This window comes from Pseudomonas sp. 10-1B (assembly GCF_000935045.1).
Taxonomy (GTDB): Bacteria; Pseudomonadota; Gammaproteobacteria; order Pseudomonadales; family Pseudomonadaceae; genus Aquipseudomonas.
On record NZ_JYKS01000001.1, the window covers coordinates 303,456 to 316,719 of the forward strand.

Below are 13,264 nucleotides of genomic sequence, written 5' to 3' on the forward strand. Positions count from 1 at the left end.
CCATAGGTCTAGGCAGATCCGCGTTTTCGAGCGGCTTCAGGTCCTATGTGCGACGAGAGCGCGAAAGCGATATAGGCACACGAAAAAAAAACCTAGGTGTGCCGTAATGCCGGTCAGTTAAGCCTACAAGGCACATTGGGGCTGCTTTGCAGCCCATCGCAGGCAAGCCAGCTCCCACAGGGATCGCGCAATTCCTGAATTCTGCGCGGTACTTGTGGGAGCTGGCTTGCCTGCGATGGGCCGCAAAGCGGCCCCAAATGTTTAACTGACTGGCATTAAGGTATGCCGTAACTCGATGCGGGTCCACCACCCGAAGGGGTGCTCGATCTTCACCGGCATGGTCTGTTCCAAGGCACGCAGGGCACTGTCGCTGTCATCCAGCGGGAACAACCCCGACACACGCAACCCAGTGGCCTGCGGCGCGACTCTCAGGACGCCCCGGCGATAAGGGCGCAGGGCCTCGACCAGTTCGCCCAGGCTCCAGTCGTCGACGCTGAGCCAGCCGCCTGTCCAACTGCTTTCGCCCTGTCGACGGTCGGCCAGGCGCTGGATACCCAAGCTATCGAAAGATGCGCCGTGGCCTTGGTCGACTGTCGCCTCGGTGCCGCCGAGGGTGCTGATGGTCGCGCTGGCGCGCTGCACCCAGACCCGACTTGCCTGTTCCTGCAACGCGACCGTGAACCGTGCGTCCGCCGTTTGCACGCGGCCCGCCGGGGTGCGCACGATGAAGGGGCGGGCGTCGGCGACGACCTCCACTTGCAGCTTACCCTTGCGCAAGTGGAGCTCACGCGTCTGGGTATCGAAGCGCAGGTCGACGGCGCTGCAGGCATCGAGCAACAACTGGCTGCCATCGGGAAGCAGCCTGGCGACCCGTTCGGCGGTACCACTGCGTATATCGGCGGCCAGTTCCGCTGGCAGCCCTGTCTTCCCGAGCAGGTAGCCGCCAAGGCCGAGCCCGGCGATTGCCAGGGCGCCACGCAGCAGGTGCCGACGGTCGATGGACGAGGGCGCCTGCAAGCTACGGCGCAGCGCCGGTCCGCCATCGGCAAGGGGTGTCAAGGCCCGCGCCAGGTGCCCCTGGACGCTGCACCAGGCCTGGACATGGGCCGGATCTGCGGCGAGCCAGGCCTTGAAGGCGCGTTGCTCGCTCGCTGATACCTCGCCGGAGCGCAGGCAGGCGGTCCATTCGATCGCCTGTTCGATCGCCTGACTCATGGTTGCAACAACTCCTTGCAACACAGTTTGAGCCCCTTGGCCACATATTGCCGGACCCGAATGGTCGATACGCCGAGCTGCGCGGCGATGTCGGCATACTTCATGCCATCGAGCTGGCTGCAGAAGAACGCAGCGCGTGCCTTGGGCGACAGGCCCTCGAGCAGGGCATCGATCGCGAGCAGCGTTTCCATCGCCATCACCCGCTCTTCTGCGGAAGGGGCCATGGCTGCGGGCTCCTGGGCCAAGGCTTCCAAGTACGCGCGCTCCAGGTCACGCCGCCGCCAACTGGCGTAGACCAGTCGTTTGGCGATGGTGGTCAGGAAGGCACGGGGTTCGCGGATACTGTGCGGTGTGGGGTGGGCGGCGACCTGGACGAAAGTTTCGGCTGCCATGTCCGCCGCGTCGTGGCTGCACCCCAGGTGAGCCCGCAGGCGCCCCAGCAACCAGCCGTGATGCTCGCCAAACAGGCGATGCAGGACTTGTCGACGTAGTGTGAGGCTAGGGTGCGAGGACATGGAGAAAAGAATGGCAATTAATGAGAACTATTATTGTTTATTCTCTGCGGCCAGACAATAGGGGTGGAAATACCCCAGGCACAGTTAAGCCTGTAAGGCACATTGGGGCTGCTACGCAGCCCATCGCCGCGGTTCGTCGCCACGACAAGCCACCCCCCACCTCGACCGCATTCGCCTCAGGCCCTGTGCGGCCCCTGTGGGAGATTCTATGGTTTCTGGCAAGGGCACCAGGGTTGCCAGGTGCTCGCCACTGCATCTGTCAGTCCGGATGCAATCCCTGTGGGAGCTGGCTTGCCGGCGATGAGGCCAGTCCAGGCAGTACAAGACAGTCGCTCCCACAGGTACCGCGCAGAACTCAGGCATTGCGCGATCTCTGTGGGAGCGGGCTTGCCCGCGAAGAGGCCAGTGCAGCGGGCAAAGATTCAGGCCGTGCGCGCAGGCCCCGACCTTCTGCTGGGCAACTCGTGCGCGAATGCGCGGGATCAAGTCCTGCCCGTATTCCACCGCATCGCGCAACTGGCCAAACCAGAGTTCAGCGCCGCGCGGCAAGCTGCTGCGGCGCCAGGAAGGCATCGTGGAAGTAATTGCGCACGGCCTGCATCGCCGGGCTGAACGCCCGCTCGCGATGCCAGGCCAGCCCCACGCTCATGGGGGTTACCGGGTCACTGATCGTCACCGTCTCGATGCGCTTGCCCTCCAGCGACCAGGGCCGGTGTACCAGATCCGACAGGATCGCCACGCCACTGCCATTGGCGACCATGCTGCGTACCGCCTCCACCGAACTGGTCCGCACCCGCACGCTCGGCCGCTGCCCGGCCTGTTGCCAATAGCGCATGGCGCTTTGCTCGGCTTCGTCCACGGTCAGCAGGATGAACGGCTCGCACGCCACATCGGCCAGGCTCACCGCCGAGCGCTCGCATAGCGGATGGTGCCCGGGCAACCACAGCCGGCGTTCGGAGTTGAACAGGGTTTCCGAGAAGATATCGGGGTGGGTGAGGTTGGCCGTGAGCACCACCGCCATGTCGAACCGTCCCTCCAGCAGGCCCTGCTCGATGGCACTGCGTTCCTGCTCGTATAGCTCCAGGGTCACGTCCGGGTGCCAGTGCTCCAGCCGCTGCAGGTGGTGCGGCAGGAAGTAGCCGATCACCGTATAGCTCGCCGCCAGGCGCAGCAGGCCACTGGCGCGCACATCCGGCAACGGGCTGTTCAGCGCATCGTCGACGCTGCGCAGGATCACGTAGGCGCGGTTCAGGAAGTGCCGGCCCGCCTCGGTCAGGCTCATGCCTTGGGCCGAGCGCTGAAACAGCAATACGCCGAGCATCGCTTCCAGCTCCTTGATGGCCGTGGTCACCGCTGACTGGGAGATGTTCAGGTGAATCGCCGCCTGGGAAATCTGGCCAATCTCGGCGGTGGCGACGAAATAGCGAACCTGGCGCAGGGTCAATGACACGGTCGGCTCCCGGGGTATCTGTTTTTCCGAAGACACCCTATCTGTTTATAGATCTTCCCAAGGGGGTACGGAGAATTTAACGTGACTCGTATGCAGTCACAAGCGCCAGGAGAGACAGTCATGCAGGTGGTGGATTTCAACTCGGACATGGGCGAGGGCTTTGGCCCGTGGACCATCGGCGATGGCGTCGACAACGAGCTGATGGGCTACATCAGCACCGCCAACATCGCCACCGGCTTCCATGCCGGCGACCCTGGCACCATGCGCCGTACTGTCGAACGGGCCAAGGCCCTGGGCGTAGCGGTGGGGGCACACCCAGGTTTCCGCGACCTGGTTGGCTTCGGTCGCCGGCACATCAACGCCCCGGCCCAGGAGCTGGTCGACGATATGCTCTACCAGCTGGGCGCACTGCGTGAAATCGCCCGCGCCCAAGGCGTGCGCCTGCAGCACATCAAACCGCACGGGGCGCTTTACATGCACCTGGCGCGTGACGAAGAAGCCGCCCGGCTGCTGGTGGAAAACCTGCGGGTGATCGAGCCTGCGCTGCTGCTGTACTGCATGCCGGGTTCGGTGATCTGCCGTATTGCCCAGGACCTCGGGCAGCCGGTGATTCGCGAGTTCTACGCCGACCGCGAGTACGACCTCAGCGGCTCGATCGTGTTCACCCGCAATGTGCGTGGCCATGAACCCCAGGCGGTCGCCGAGCGGGTGTTGCGGGCTTGCCAGCAAGGCGTGGTGCGCACGGTGGAGGGCCAGGACCTGGCCATCGCCTTCGATTCCATCTGCCTGCACAGTGATACCCCGGGCGCGCTCGGCCTGGTCGAGGCCACGCGCAAGGCGCTGGACGCTGCCGGCATTGTGGTGCGTGCGCCACGCTGAGCCGGCCAGGCATCCGGCGTGCACAAGCCGGAGCCCGTGCATTTTGCTTTCGCCTGCCTTTCTATAAAGACTCCAAGAAAAGGAACAGTCATGGCCGAACCGCTTGCTACAACCCCGATTCGCTACAGCTTCGGCGCCGACGAGCATCTGTTTGCCGAGGTCAGCGACAGCATGTCGCTGGAGGCGTTCTTCAAGGGCATGGCCGTCACCCGCGCGGTGGAGCGGCTGGCCTTGGATGGCGTGCTGGACGTGTGCCTGGCCAACGCCTCGTTCCAGATCCGCTTCGACCCGGACCGTATCGCGCCGCAGGCGCTGCTTGCAGCGGTGCGCGGCGCTGAAGCGCAGGCGATAGCCGAGCGCTCGCTGCAAACGCGGATCATCGAGATCCCGGTGCTGTACAACGACCCCTGGACCCATGAAACCCTGATGCGCTTTCGTGACCGCCATCAGGACCCGGACAGTACCGACCTGGAGTATGCCGCGCGCATCAACGGCCTGGCCGATGTCGAGGCGTTCATCGCCGCGCACAGCGGCGCGCCCTGGTTCGTGTCGATGGTCGGTTTCGTTGCCGGCCTGCCGTTCATGTTCCAGATGGTCGAGCGCGAGCGGCAACTGCAGGTGCCCAAGTATCTGCGCCCGCGTACCGACACCCCCAAGCTCACCCTTGGCCATGGCGGCTGTTTCGGCTGTATCTATTCGGTGCGCGGGGCCGGCGGCTACCAGATGTTCGGTGTCACCCCGGCGCCGATCTACGACCCGCAGCAGACGTTGAACTACCTCAAGGAGCACATGGTGTTCTTCCGCCCAGGTGACATCGTGCAGTTCAAGCCCATCGACCGCCGGGCCTATGACCAGGCAGTGGCGGATGTGGAGGAGGGGTGCTTCGACCTGCGTATTCGGCCGGTGGAGTTTTCCCTGGACGCCTTCCTCGCCGACCCGGTCGGTTACCCCAAATCGCTGCAGGAGGTGCTGGCATGATCAAGGTACTCAAACCGGGCCTGGCGACCTCAGTGCAGGACCTGGGCCGCGAAGGCTACTACCATCTGGGCATCCCGCCATCCGGGGCACTCGACCAGTATGCCTTGAGCGCGGCCAACCACTTGGTGGGTAACCCGGCCGGTGCCGCGGGCCTGGAGTGCGCGCTGGTGGGGCCGGAGCTGGAGTTCCAGCGGGATGCACTGGTGGCGGTGTGCGGTGCGCAGATGCCAGCCCTGCTCGATGGCCGTGAGCAACGCCCAGACACAGCGTTTGCCGTGCGCGCCGGGCAGGTGCTGCGTTTCGGCTTTCCCACTGCCGGTGCCCGGGCGTACCTGGCGGTGGCTGGCGGCATCGATGTGCCGGAGGTACTCGGTAGCCGCTCAACCTATGCGCTGGGATCCTTGGGTGGCTTCCATGGGCGCAAGCTGATGGCGGGCGACCTGCTGCCAGTCGGTGTGCCCAGCGGCAAGACCCGCGCCGGTGCAAGCTTGCCCATGGCCCTGCGCCAGGCCCTTGGCGGTGAGGTGGTGTTGCGGGTGGTGCCGGGGCTGTACTTCCACCGCCTGACCGACGCTGCGGCGCAAAGCTTTTTCACCGAGGCCTGGACCGTCGGTTCCGAAGCGGACCGTATCGGCTACCGCTACAAGGGCGGCAGTGCCTTGAGCTTTCAGCCGCGGGAGCAGCCATTCGGTGCCGGCTCGGACCCTTCGAACATCGTCGACAGCTGCTACCCGATCGGTTCGATTCAGGTACCAGCGGGGTTGGAGCCGATCATTCTGCACCGCGATGCGGTATCGGGCGGCGGCTACGCGATGATCGGCACGGTGATCAGTGCCGACCTTGACCTGATCGGGCAGATGCAGCCCAACCAGCAGGCGCGGTTCCTGGCGGTGAGCCTGGAGCAGGCGCTGGAGGCGCGACGCTCGTACAAGAAGAAACTCGGCTGCCTGGCCAGGCTCTTCGCCTGACTTTGAGGCGACGCCGTGCGAGGGAGCGGCTTTAGCCGCGAACACCGGCAAAGCCGGTGTCATCCATCGCGCTGGATTCTTCGCGGGCGCGCCCGCTCCCACAGGTTGCTGTGCAGCTTGGGGCTAACGCTATACCTGTGGGAGCGGGCAGGCCCGCGAACACCGGCGTAGCCGGTGCCATCACCGCCCTACAACGACCGCATAGGTTTGCTGATTTGTTTGCCGGCTTGGGAGGCTACTTCGTGGGCCTGGCCGTCCCGCTGCTTGCCTTCTGATTGCAAGTGTTTGTGCGCCAGCCATACCCGACTAAATCCGTCAGCTAAGCTTGTGGCTGAATTAATGGATAGCAACGAGGCGCGGGAGAGGTTATGAAGATCACCATCAAGCCGGAACTGGCCCTGGCCGGGTTGGCCTTGGCATTCGGCATGCTCAATGCCCAGGCTGCCGAGGCCAGAAAGGTCGATGTGATGCTGGTGGGCGGCGGCATCATGAGTTCCACCCTGGCCGTGTGGCTCAACGAACTGGAGCCGGGCTGGTCCATGGAAATGGTCGAGCGCCTGGACAAGGTAGCCGAAGAAAGCTCCAACGGCTGGAATAACGCGGGCACCGGCCACTCGGCCCTGGCTGAACTCAACTACACGCCGGAAAAAGACGGCAAGATCGACATCAGCAAGGCGGTGGAGATCAACGAGTCGTTCCAGGTCACCCGCCAGTTCCTCGCTTGGCAGGTGAAGCAGGGCGTGCTGAAGAATCCCCACTCGTTCATCAATACCACCCCGCACATGAGCTTTGTCTGGGGCGATGACAACATCCGTTTCCTGAAAAAGCGCTACGAGGCACTGCAGGCCAGCCCGTTGTTCAAACCCATGCAGTATTCCGAAGATCACGAGCAGATCCGCAAGTGGGTACCGCTGATGATGGAAGGCCGCGACCCCAACCAGAAACTGGCCGTGACCTGGACGCCGATCGGCACCGACGTCAACTTTGGCGAGATCACCCGGCAGTACGTGGGTTACCTGCAAACCCGGCCGAACTTCGACCTCAAGCTGTCCACCGAGGTGCAGGAAATCACCCGCAACGACGATGGCTCCTGGCATGTCGAGTACAAGAACCTGAAGGACGGCAGCAAGGCCGCCACTGACGCTAAGTTCCTGTTCATCGGTGCTGGCGGTGCGGCGTTGCCACTGCTGCAGAAGTCTGGAATAGACGAGGCCAAGGATTATGCCGGCTTCCCGGTCGGCGGTTCGTTCCTGGTCACCGACAACCCGGCCATCGCCCAGCGCCACATGGCCAAGGCCTATGGCATTGCCGCCACCGGCGCACCACCGATGTCGGTACCGCACCTGGACACCCGGGTGCTCGACGGCAAGCGCATGATCCTGTTCGGGCCGTTCGCCACCTTCTCGACCAAATTCCTCAAGCAGGGCTCGCTGCTCGACCTGCTTGCCAGCACCAGCGTGCACAACGCCTGGCCGATGGTGCGGGTTGGGGTTCGCGAGTTCGACCTGGTGCAGTACCTGATCGGCCAGGTGCTGCAATCCGACAATGACCGCTTCGAGGCATTGCGCACCTACTTCCCCGAGGCGAAGAAGGAAGACTGGCGGCTGTGGCAGGCGGGCCAGCGGGTGCAGATCATCAAGAAAGACGAGGCACTGGGTGGTGTGCTCAAGCTTGGCACCGAAGTGGTGGCATCCAAGGATGGCAGCATCGCCGGGCTGCTGGGGGCCTCGCCTGGCGCCTCGACCGCACCACCGATCATGCTCGATGTGCTGAACAAGGTATTCAAGGACAAGGTAGCGTCGCCGCAGTGGCAGGCGAAGATCAAGCAGATCATCCCGTCCTACGGTATTCGGCTGAACGACCACCCGGACGAGGTAGAGAAAGAGTGGGCATATACCAGCGAAGTGCTGCAACTCGCTCCACCTGCCAGCAGCGTTGCACCTTGACGGCACGTGGTTGAGTCAGCGAGGCCGTGCCGGTTGTACCTGGCCACGGCCTATGCCGTAGTAGGTAAGGCCGGCAGCGGCCATATGCTTGGGTTCGAACAGGTTTCGGCCGTCGAACACCACTCGGTCGGCCAACTGCTGCGGCACCGTGTCCAGGTTGAGGACCCGGTAATCCTGCCACTCCGTGGCGATCACCAGAGCATCTGCACCCTGTAATGCGGCGTCCTTGCAGGGCACCAGCTGCAGGTCGGCCCGCGGGCCATAGTGACGCTGGATTTCTTCCATGGCCTGCGGGTCATGGGCTTGCACCCGTGCACCCGCTGCCCACAGCGCTTCCAGCAGGACCCGGCTGGAGGCCTCGCGGATGTCATTGGTATTGGGCTTGAACGACAACCCCCACAGGGCGAAGACCTTGCCCCGCAGGCCGCCGGGGTAGTGCCGCTGGATCTTGCTGAACAGCCGGCCCTTTTGCTGCTCGTTGACCGATTCCACCGCGCGCAGCAGTTGCGGTTCGAAGCCTTCGGCCTCGGCAGTGCGGCGCAAGGCCTGCAGGTCCTTGGGGAAACACGAGCCACCAAAGCCGCAGCCGGCGTAGATGAAGTCGTAGCCGATGCGTGGGTCGGAGCCGATGCCGCGGCGTACCATTTCGATGTCGGCCCCCAGGTGTTCGGCCAGGTTGGCGATTTCGTTGATGAAGGAGATCTTGGTCGCCAGCATGCAGTTGGCCGCATATTTACTCAGTTCGGCGCTGCGTGCATCCATGACCATGAACTTTTCCCGGTTGCGGCTGAATGGCAGGTAAAGCTCGCGTAGCAGCGCCTCCTCGGCCGGCTCGGCGCCGCCGAGGATGATCCGGGCCGGGCGCATGCAGTCGTCCACTGCAGCACCTTCCTTGAGGAACTCAGGGTTGCTGATCACCTGGAAGCGATGGGGCGCGGCCACGGCCTGGGCAATACGAGCCTTGATACGGTCTACGGTGCCGACCGGCGAGGTGGATTTGTTGACGATCACCTTGGGTGCCTGGGCGTGTTCGAGAATGCTGTCGACCACGGCGAAAACGTGCCGCAGGTCTGCGCTGCCATCGGCTTGCGGCGGGGTGCCCACGGCGATGAACTGCAACCTGGCGTAGTTGCTCGCCTCTCCGGCATCGGTGGTAAAGCGCAGGCGGCCGCAAGCCAGGTTGCTTTCCAGCATCGGCGCAAGGCCGGGTTCGAAGATCGGGCAATGGCCTTCATTGAGGGTGGCGACCCGCTTGGCGTCTATATCCATGCACAACACCGAATGCCCAACCTGGGCCAGGCACACTGCCTGGGTGAGGCCGACATAGCCGGTACCGAAAACTGTGACTTTCATTCAACAGCTCCTTGGCGAGATAGCTGAAGAAAAATGTCACATCGTTGTTTAGATCGTGTTACCTGCACGGTTCGCCAGCGGTGCCAACGCAATGCTGGAAAAGTCGGGCGAGCGGGCAAATCGCACCGATTGGAGCATCTAGACTTACCAATGGTCTGCTGCTGCGTTCAGTTCGGCAGGCCTACACCATTCAATCGACCACCGCCTACCCGGAGCGGACGTCCCTCGCTGGCGATGGCCTTCTTGCAGAGGAGGGCAGGTCATGGACGAGGCAAGGCTTCACGACTTCATGGGTAAACTGGTGGGCGACATGGGCGCGGCGGCGACCCTGGCCAATGTGATTCTTGGCGACGAGCTGGGGCTGTACCGGGCCATGGCCGACAGCCAGCCGACCACCCCCGAGGCGCTGGCGGAAAAGACCGGCTGCCACCCGCGGCTGGTGCGCGAATGGCTGAACGCTCAGGCGGCATCGGGCTATATGGTGCATGACAAGGGCTGTTTCGTGCTGCCCGAAGAACAGGCCATGGCCCTGGCGCTGGAGGATTCCCCGGCCTACATGGCCGGCGGCGCGGCAGTGGTGGCGGCGCTGTTCCATGACAAGGACAAGCTGGTCGCGGCCATGCGCGGCGATGGCGGGCTGGCCTGGGGTGACCACCACCCATGCATGTTCAGCGGCACCGAACGGTTTTTCCGGCCGGGTTACCGCACCTTCCTGGTGGCTGAGTGGCTACCGGCGCTGGAGGGTGTAGTGGCCAAGTTGCAAGCGGGCGCCAAGGTGGCGGATGTCGGCTGTGGGCATGGCGCTTCGACGCTGGTCATGGCCCAGGCGTTTCCGGCGTCCACCTTCGTTGGTTACGACTACCACGGGCCTTCCATCGCCACCGCCAATGAACGGGCGCGTGAGGCGGGGTTGGCGGAGCGGGTGAGCTTCCAGCAGGCCAGCGCCAAGGAATACCCGGGGCATGGCCATGACCTGGTGTGCTTCTTCGATTGCCTGCACGACATGGGTGACCCGGTGGGGGCAGCCAGGCACGCCTACCGTGCGTTGAAGGCCGACGGCACGGTGATGCTGGTGGAACCGTATGCCGAGGATTCGCTGGAGGGCAACCTGACCCCGGTTGGGCGCTTGTTCTATGCGGCATCGACGTTCATCTGCACGCCGAATTCGTTGTCGCAGGAGGTAGGGCTGGGGTTGGGCGCGCAGGCAGGGGAGGCGCGATTGCGGGCGGTGTTCGAGGAGGCGGGGTTCAGCCGCTTCCGGCGGGCCACCCAGACGCCGTTCAACCTGATTCTGGAGGCCCGGAAATAGGGGTAAGCCTGTAGCGGCCTCTTCGCGGGTGAACCCGCTCCCACAGGGGCACTACGGAGCAACGGTCTTTATTACCTGGACTGGCCTCATCGCTGGCAAGCCAGCTCCCACAGGTACTGCACAGAGGCTTGAGGCCTATGCGGTCGAGGTGGGAGCGGGTTTACCCGCGAAGAGGCCGGGCCTGCAAAAACAGAGGGGGTGCCTTGTTGGCGCCCCCTCTGACTTGCTGCTTAGGCTTCAGCGTCCCAAGGACGATCGCCTTTTTCATCCTTGACACGGGTCGGCAGGCCCATCACGTCCAGCGCCTTGAGGAACGGCTCGGCTGGCAGCTCCTCGACGTTGACCATGCGCTTGGCATCCCACTCGCCACGGGCAACCAGCAGGGCGGCTGCCACTGGCGGTACACCGGCGGTGTAGGAAATGCCTTGGCTGTCGGTCTCGGCGTAGGCTTCTTCGTGGTCGGCCACGTTGTAGATGAACACTTCGCGCGGCTGGCCATCCTTGGTGCCTTTGACCAGGTCACCGATGCAGGTCTTGCCGGTGTAGCCAGGGGCCAGCGAGGCCGGGTCCGGCAGTACGGCCTTGACCACTTTCAGCGGCACAACTTCAAGGCCTTCGGCGGTTTTCACCGGTTGCTCGCTGAGCAGGCCCAGGTTCTTCAGCACGGTGAACACATTGATATAGTGCTCGCCGAAGCTCATCCAGAAGCGCACGTTCGGCACATTGAGGTTCTTCGAAATCGAGTGAACTTCGTCGTGACCAGTCAGGTACAGGTTTTGCGAGCCTACCACTGGCAGGTCATCGGTACGCTTGACTTCGAACATGGTGTTGCTGGTCCACTGGCTGTTCTGCCAGCTCCATACTTGCCCGGTGAACTCGCGGAAGTTGATTTCCGGGTCGAAGTTGGTGGCAAAGTACTTGCCATGCGAACCGGCATTGACGTCGAGGATGTCGATCGAGTCAATGCTGTCGAAATACTGTTGCTGCGCCAGCTTGGCGTAGCTGTTCACCACACCCGGGTCGAAACCGACGCCGAGAATGGCAGTGATGTTCTTTTGTTGGCACTCTTCGAGGTGTTTCCACTCGTAGTTGCCGTACCACGGCGGGGTCTCGCAGATCTTGCCCGGCTCTTCGTGGATGGCGGTGTCCAGGTAGGCGACACCGGTATCGATGCAGGCACGCAGCACCGACATGTTGAGGAAGGCGGAACCAACGTTGATCACGATCTGCGATTCGGTTTCGCGGATCAGCGCCTTGGTTGCCTCGACATCGAGGGCATTGAGCGAAAAGGCCTGGATGTCGGCGGGTACCTTGAGGCTACCCTTGGCCTTGACGCTGTCGATGATGGCCTGGCATTTGGAGATGTTCCGTGACGCAATAGCGATACGACCCAGTTCGTCGTTATGCTGCGCGCACTTGTGGGCCACCACCTTGGCGACACCTCCTGCACCAATGATAAGAACGTTCTTCTTCAATTTATCCCTTGCTCCTTACTGAAAGCCGGTCTTACGACAGGCTGGAAACGTAGTCTTCGAAACCGAACTCGCGCACCACTTCGACGCTGCCGTCGAGTTGCTTGACCACGATGGATGGCATCTTCAAACCGTTGAACCAGTTTTTCTTGACCATGGTGTAACCCGCCGCATCAACGAACGACAGGCGATCGCCGATGGCCAGCGGACGATCGAATTGGTACTCGCCGAAGATGTCGCCGGCCAGGCACGATTTGCCGCAGACCATGTAGGTGTGCTCGCCATCGTTGGGGGCCATCTTGGCGTTGAGGCGGTAGATCAGCAGGTCGAGCATGTGCGCTTCGATCGAGCTGTCGACCACCGCCAGGTGCTTGCCGTTGTACAGGGTGTCGAGCACGGTCACTTCCAGCGAGGCGCTTTGGGTGATCGCCGCTTCGCCCGGCTCCAGGTAAACCTGCACGCCGTACGTTTCCGAGAAGGCTTTCAGGCGCGCGCAGAAGGCGTCCAGCGCGTAGCCTTCTCCGGTGAAGTGGATGCCACCACCGAGGCTGACCCACTCGACCTTGTGCAGCAGGTGGCCGAAGCGCTCTTCGATGTGCGTCAGCATCTTGTCGAACAGGCCGAAGTCGCCGTTCTCGCAGTTGTTGTGGAACATGAAGCCGGAGATCTGCTCGATCACCTGCTCGATTTTTGCCGGGTCCCACTCGCCCAGGCGGCTGAACGGGCGCGCCGGGTCGGCCAGCAGGTAGTCGGAGCTGCTGACCTGCGGGTTGACGCGCAGGCCACGGACTTTGCCTTCGGACTGTTCGGCGAAGCGCTGCAACTGGCCGATCGAGTTGAAGATGATCTTGTCGCAGTTCTCGAGCATTTCCTCGACCTCATCGTCGGCCCAGGCCACGCTGTAGGCGTGGGTTTCGCCGGCGAACTTCTGGCGACCGAGCTTGAGCTCGTACAGCGACGAAGAGGTGGTGCCGTCCATGTACTGTTGCATCAGGTCGAATACCGACCAGGTGGCGAAGCACTTGAGGGCGAGCAGTGCCTTGGCACCGGAGTGTTCGCGCACGTAGGCGATCTTCTCCATGTTGCCCAGCAGCTTGGTTTTATCGATGAGGTAGTACGGCGTCTTGATCATTTAAAGGCCCCCGGCCAGGCCGGCCAAAAAAAGGACACGCATTGTGC

At 63.2% G+C, this 13,264-nt stretch carries 11 protein-coding genes; 5 read left to right on the top strand and 6 right to left on the bottom strand.

Annotation, left to right across the window (positions count from 1 at the left end):
* Window positions 1-261: 261 nt before the first annotated feature.
* From TZ03_RS01230 to TZ03_RS01240, 3 genes are all read right to left on the bottom strand, one after another.
* Window positions 262-1,215, bottom strand: coding sequence for a FecR domain-containing protein (locus TZ03_RS01230; RefSeq protein WP_051095215.1), 954 nt, complete (start codon window positions 1,213-1,215; stop codon window positions 262-264).
* The gene (locus tag TZ03_RS01235; protein WP_051095218.1) at window positions 1,212-1,730 is read right to left on the bottom strand and encodes a sigma-70 family RNA polymerase sigma factor; all 519 of its coding nucleotides are present in this window, start codon (window positions 1,728-1,730) and stop codon (window positions 1,212-1,214) included. The genes TZ03_RS01230 and TZ03_RS01235 overlap by 4 nt, the downstream gene beginning before the upstream one ends.
* 532 nt (window positions 1,731-2,262) lie before the next feature.
* A complete protein-coding gene (locus tag TZ03_RS01240) occupies window positions 2,263-3,180 on the bottom strand; it encodes a LysR family transcriptional regulator (RefSeq protein WP_051095221.1) in 918 nt (305 codons plus the stop codon).
* Window positions 3,181-3,300: 120 nt separating this feature from the next.
* Here TZ03_RS01240 and TZ03_RS01245 point away from each other — a divergent pair, with 120 nt between their 5' ends.
* The 4 genes from TZ03_RS01245 to mqo all read left to right on the top strand — a co-directional run bounded on the left by TZ03_RS01245 (window position 3,301) and on the right by mqo (window position 7,951).
* A complete protein-coding gene (locus TZ03_RS01245) occupies window positions 3,301-4,059 on the top strand; it encodes a 5-oxoprolinase subunit PxpA (protein WP_051095224.1) in 759 nt (252 codons plus the stop codon).
* A 90-nt stretch (window positions 4,060-4,149) separates the two neighbouring features.
* Window positions 4,150-5,037: a 5-oxoprolinase subunit B family protein gene (locus tag TZ03_RS01250; protein WP_051095227.1), complete on the top strand. Its 888-nt coding sequence runs from the start codon at window positions 4,150-4,152 to the stop codon at window positions 5,035-5,037.
* Window positions 5,034-6,005, top strand: coding sequence for a biotin-dependent carboxyltransferase family protein (locus tag TZ03_RS01255; RefSeq protein ID WP_051095229.1), 972 nt, complete (start codon window positions 5,034-5,036; stop codon window positions 6,003-6,005). Before TZ03_RS01250 ends, TZ03_RS01255 begins: the two co-directional genes overlap by 4 nt.
* Window positions 6,006-6,373: 368 nt before the next feature.
* Entirely contained in the window at window positions 6,374-7,951 is a 1,578-nt protein-coding gene (gene mqo / locus TZ03_RS01260) for a malate dehydrogenase (quinone) (protein ID WP_051095231.1), read from the top strand.
* Window positions 7,952-7,966: 15 nt separating this feature from the next.
* Here the strand turns inward: mqo and TZ03_RS01265 are convergent, their stop codons facing one another.
* The gene (locus TZ03_RS01265) at window positions 7,967-9,304 is read right to left on the bottom strand and encodes a UDP-glucose dehydrogenase family protein (protein WP_051095233.1); all 1,338 of its coding nucleotides are present in this window, start codon (window positions 9,302-9,304) and stop codon (window positions 7,967-7,969) included.
* A gap of 262 nt (window positions 9,305-9,566) precedes the next feature.
* Here TZ03_RS01265 and TZ03_RS01270 point away from each other — a divergent pair, with 262 nt between their 5' ends.
* Window positions 9,567-10,613, top strand: a complete 1,047-nt coding sequence (locus TZ03_RS01270; protein ID WP_051095235.1) for a class I SAM-dependent methyltransferase — start codon at window positions 9,567-9,569, stop codon at window positions 10,611-10,613.
* Window positions 10,614-10,843: 230 nt separating this feature from the next.
* On the opposite strand, the gene TZ03_RS01275 is transcribed toward TZ03_RS01270, so the two are convergent.
* A complete protein-coding gene (locus TZ03_RS01275) occupies window positions 10,844-12,088 on the bottom strand; it encodes a saccharopine dehydrogenase family protein (protein ID WP_016394970.1) in 1,245 nt (414 codons plus the stop codon).
* 31 nt (window positions 12,089-12,119) lie between these two features.
* Entirely contained in the window at window positions 12,120-13,217 is a 1,098-nt protein-coding gene (gene nspC / locus TZ03_RS01280; RefSeq protein ID WP_051095236.1) for a carboxynorspermidine decarboxylase, read from the bottom strand.
* Window positions 13,218-13,264: the final 47 nt, after the last annotated feature.

Coding starts and splice junctions, on each gene's coding strand:
- TZ03_RS01245 (WP_051095224.1), top strand. CDS start 3,301: ATGCAGGTGGTGGATTTCAACTCGGACATGGGCGAGGGCTTTGGCCCG.
- nspC (WP_051095236.1), bottom strand. CDS start 13,217: ATGATCAAGACGCCGTACTACCTCATCGATAAAACCAAGCTGCTGGGC.
- TZ03_RS01230 (WP_051095215.1), bottom strand. CDS start 1,215: ATGAGTCAGGCGATCGAACAGGCGATCGAATGGACCGCCTGCCTGCGC.
- TZ03_RS01235 (WP_051095218.1), bottom strand. CDS start 1,730: ATGTCCTCGCACCCTAGCCTCACACTACGTCGACAAGTCCTGCATCGC.
- TZ03_RS01250 (WP_051095227.1), top strand. CDS start 4,150: ATGGCCGAACCGCTTGCTACAACCCCGATTCGCTACAGCTTCGGCGCC.
- TZ03_RS01265 (WP_051095233.1), bottom strand. CDS start 9,304: ATGAAAGTCACAGTTTTCGGTACCGGCTATGTCGGCCTCACCCAGGCA.
- TZ03_RS01255 (WP_051095229.1), top strand. CDS start 5,034: ATGATCAAGGTACTCAAACCGGGCCTGGCGACCTCAGTGCAGGACCTG.
- mqo (WP_051095231.1), top strand. CDS start 6,374: ATGAAGATCACCATCAAGCCGGAACTGGCCCTGGCCGGGTTGGCCTTG.
- TZ03_RS01270 (WP_051095235.1), top strand. CDS start 9,567: ATGGACGAGGCAAGGCTTCACGACTTCATGGGTAAACTGGTGGGCGAC.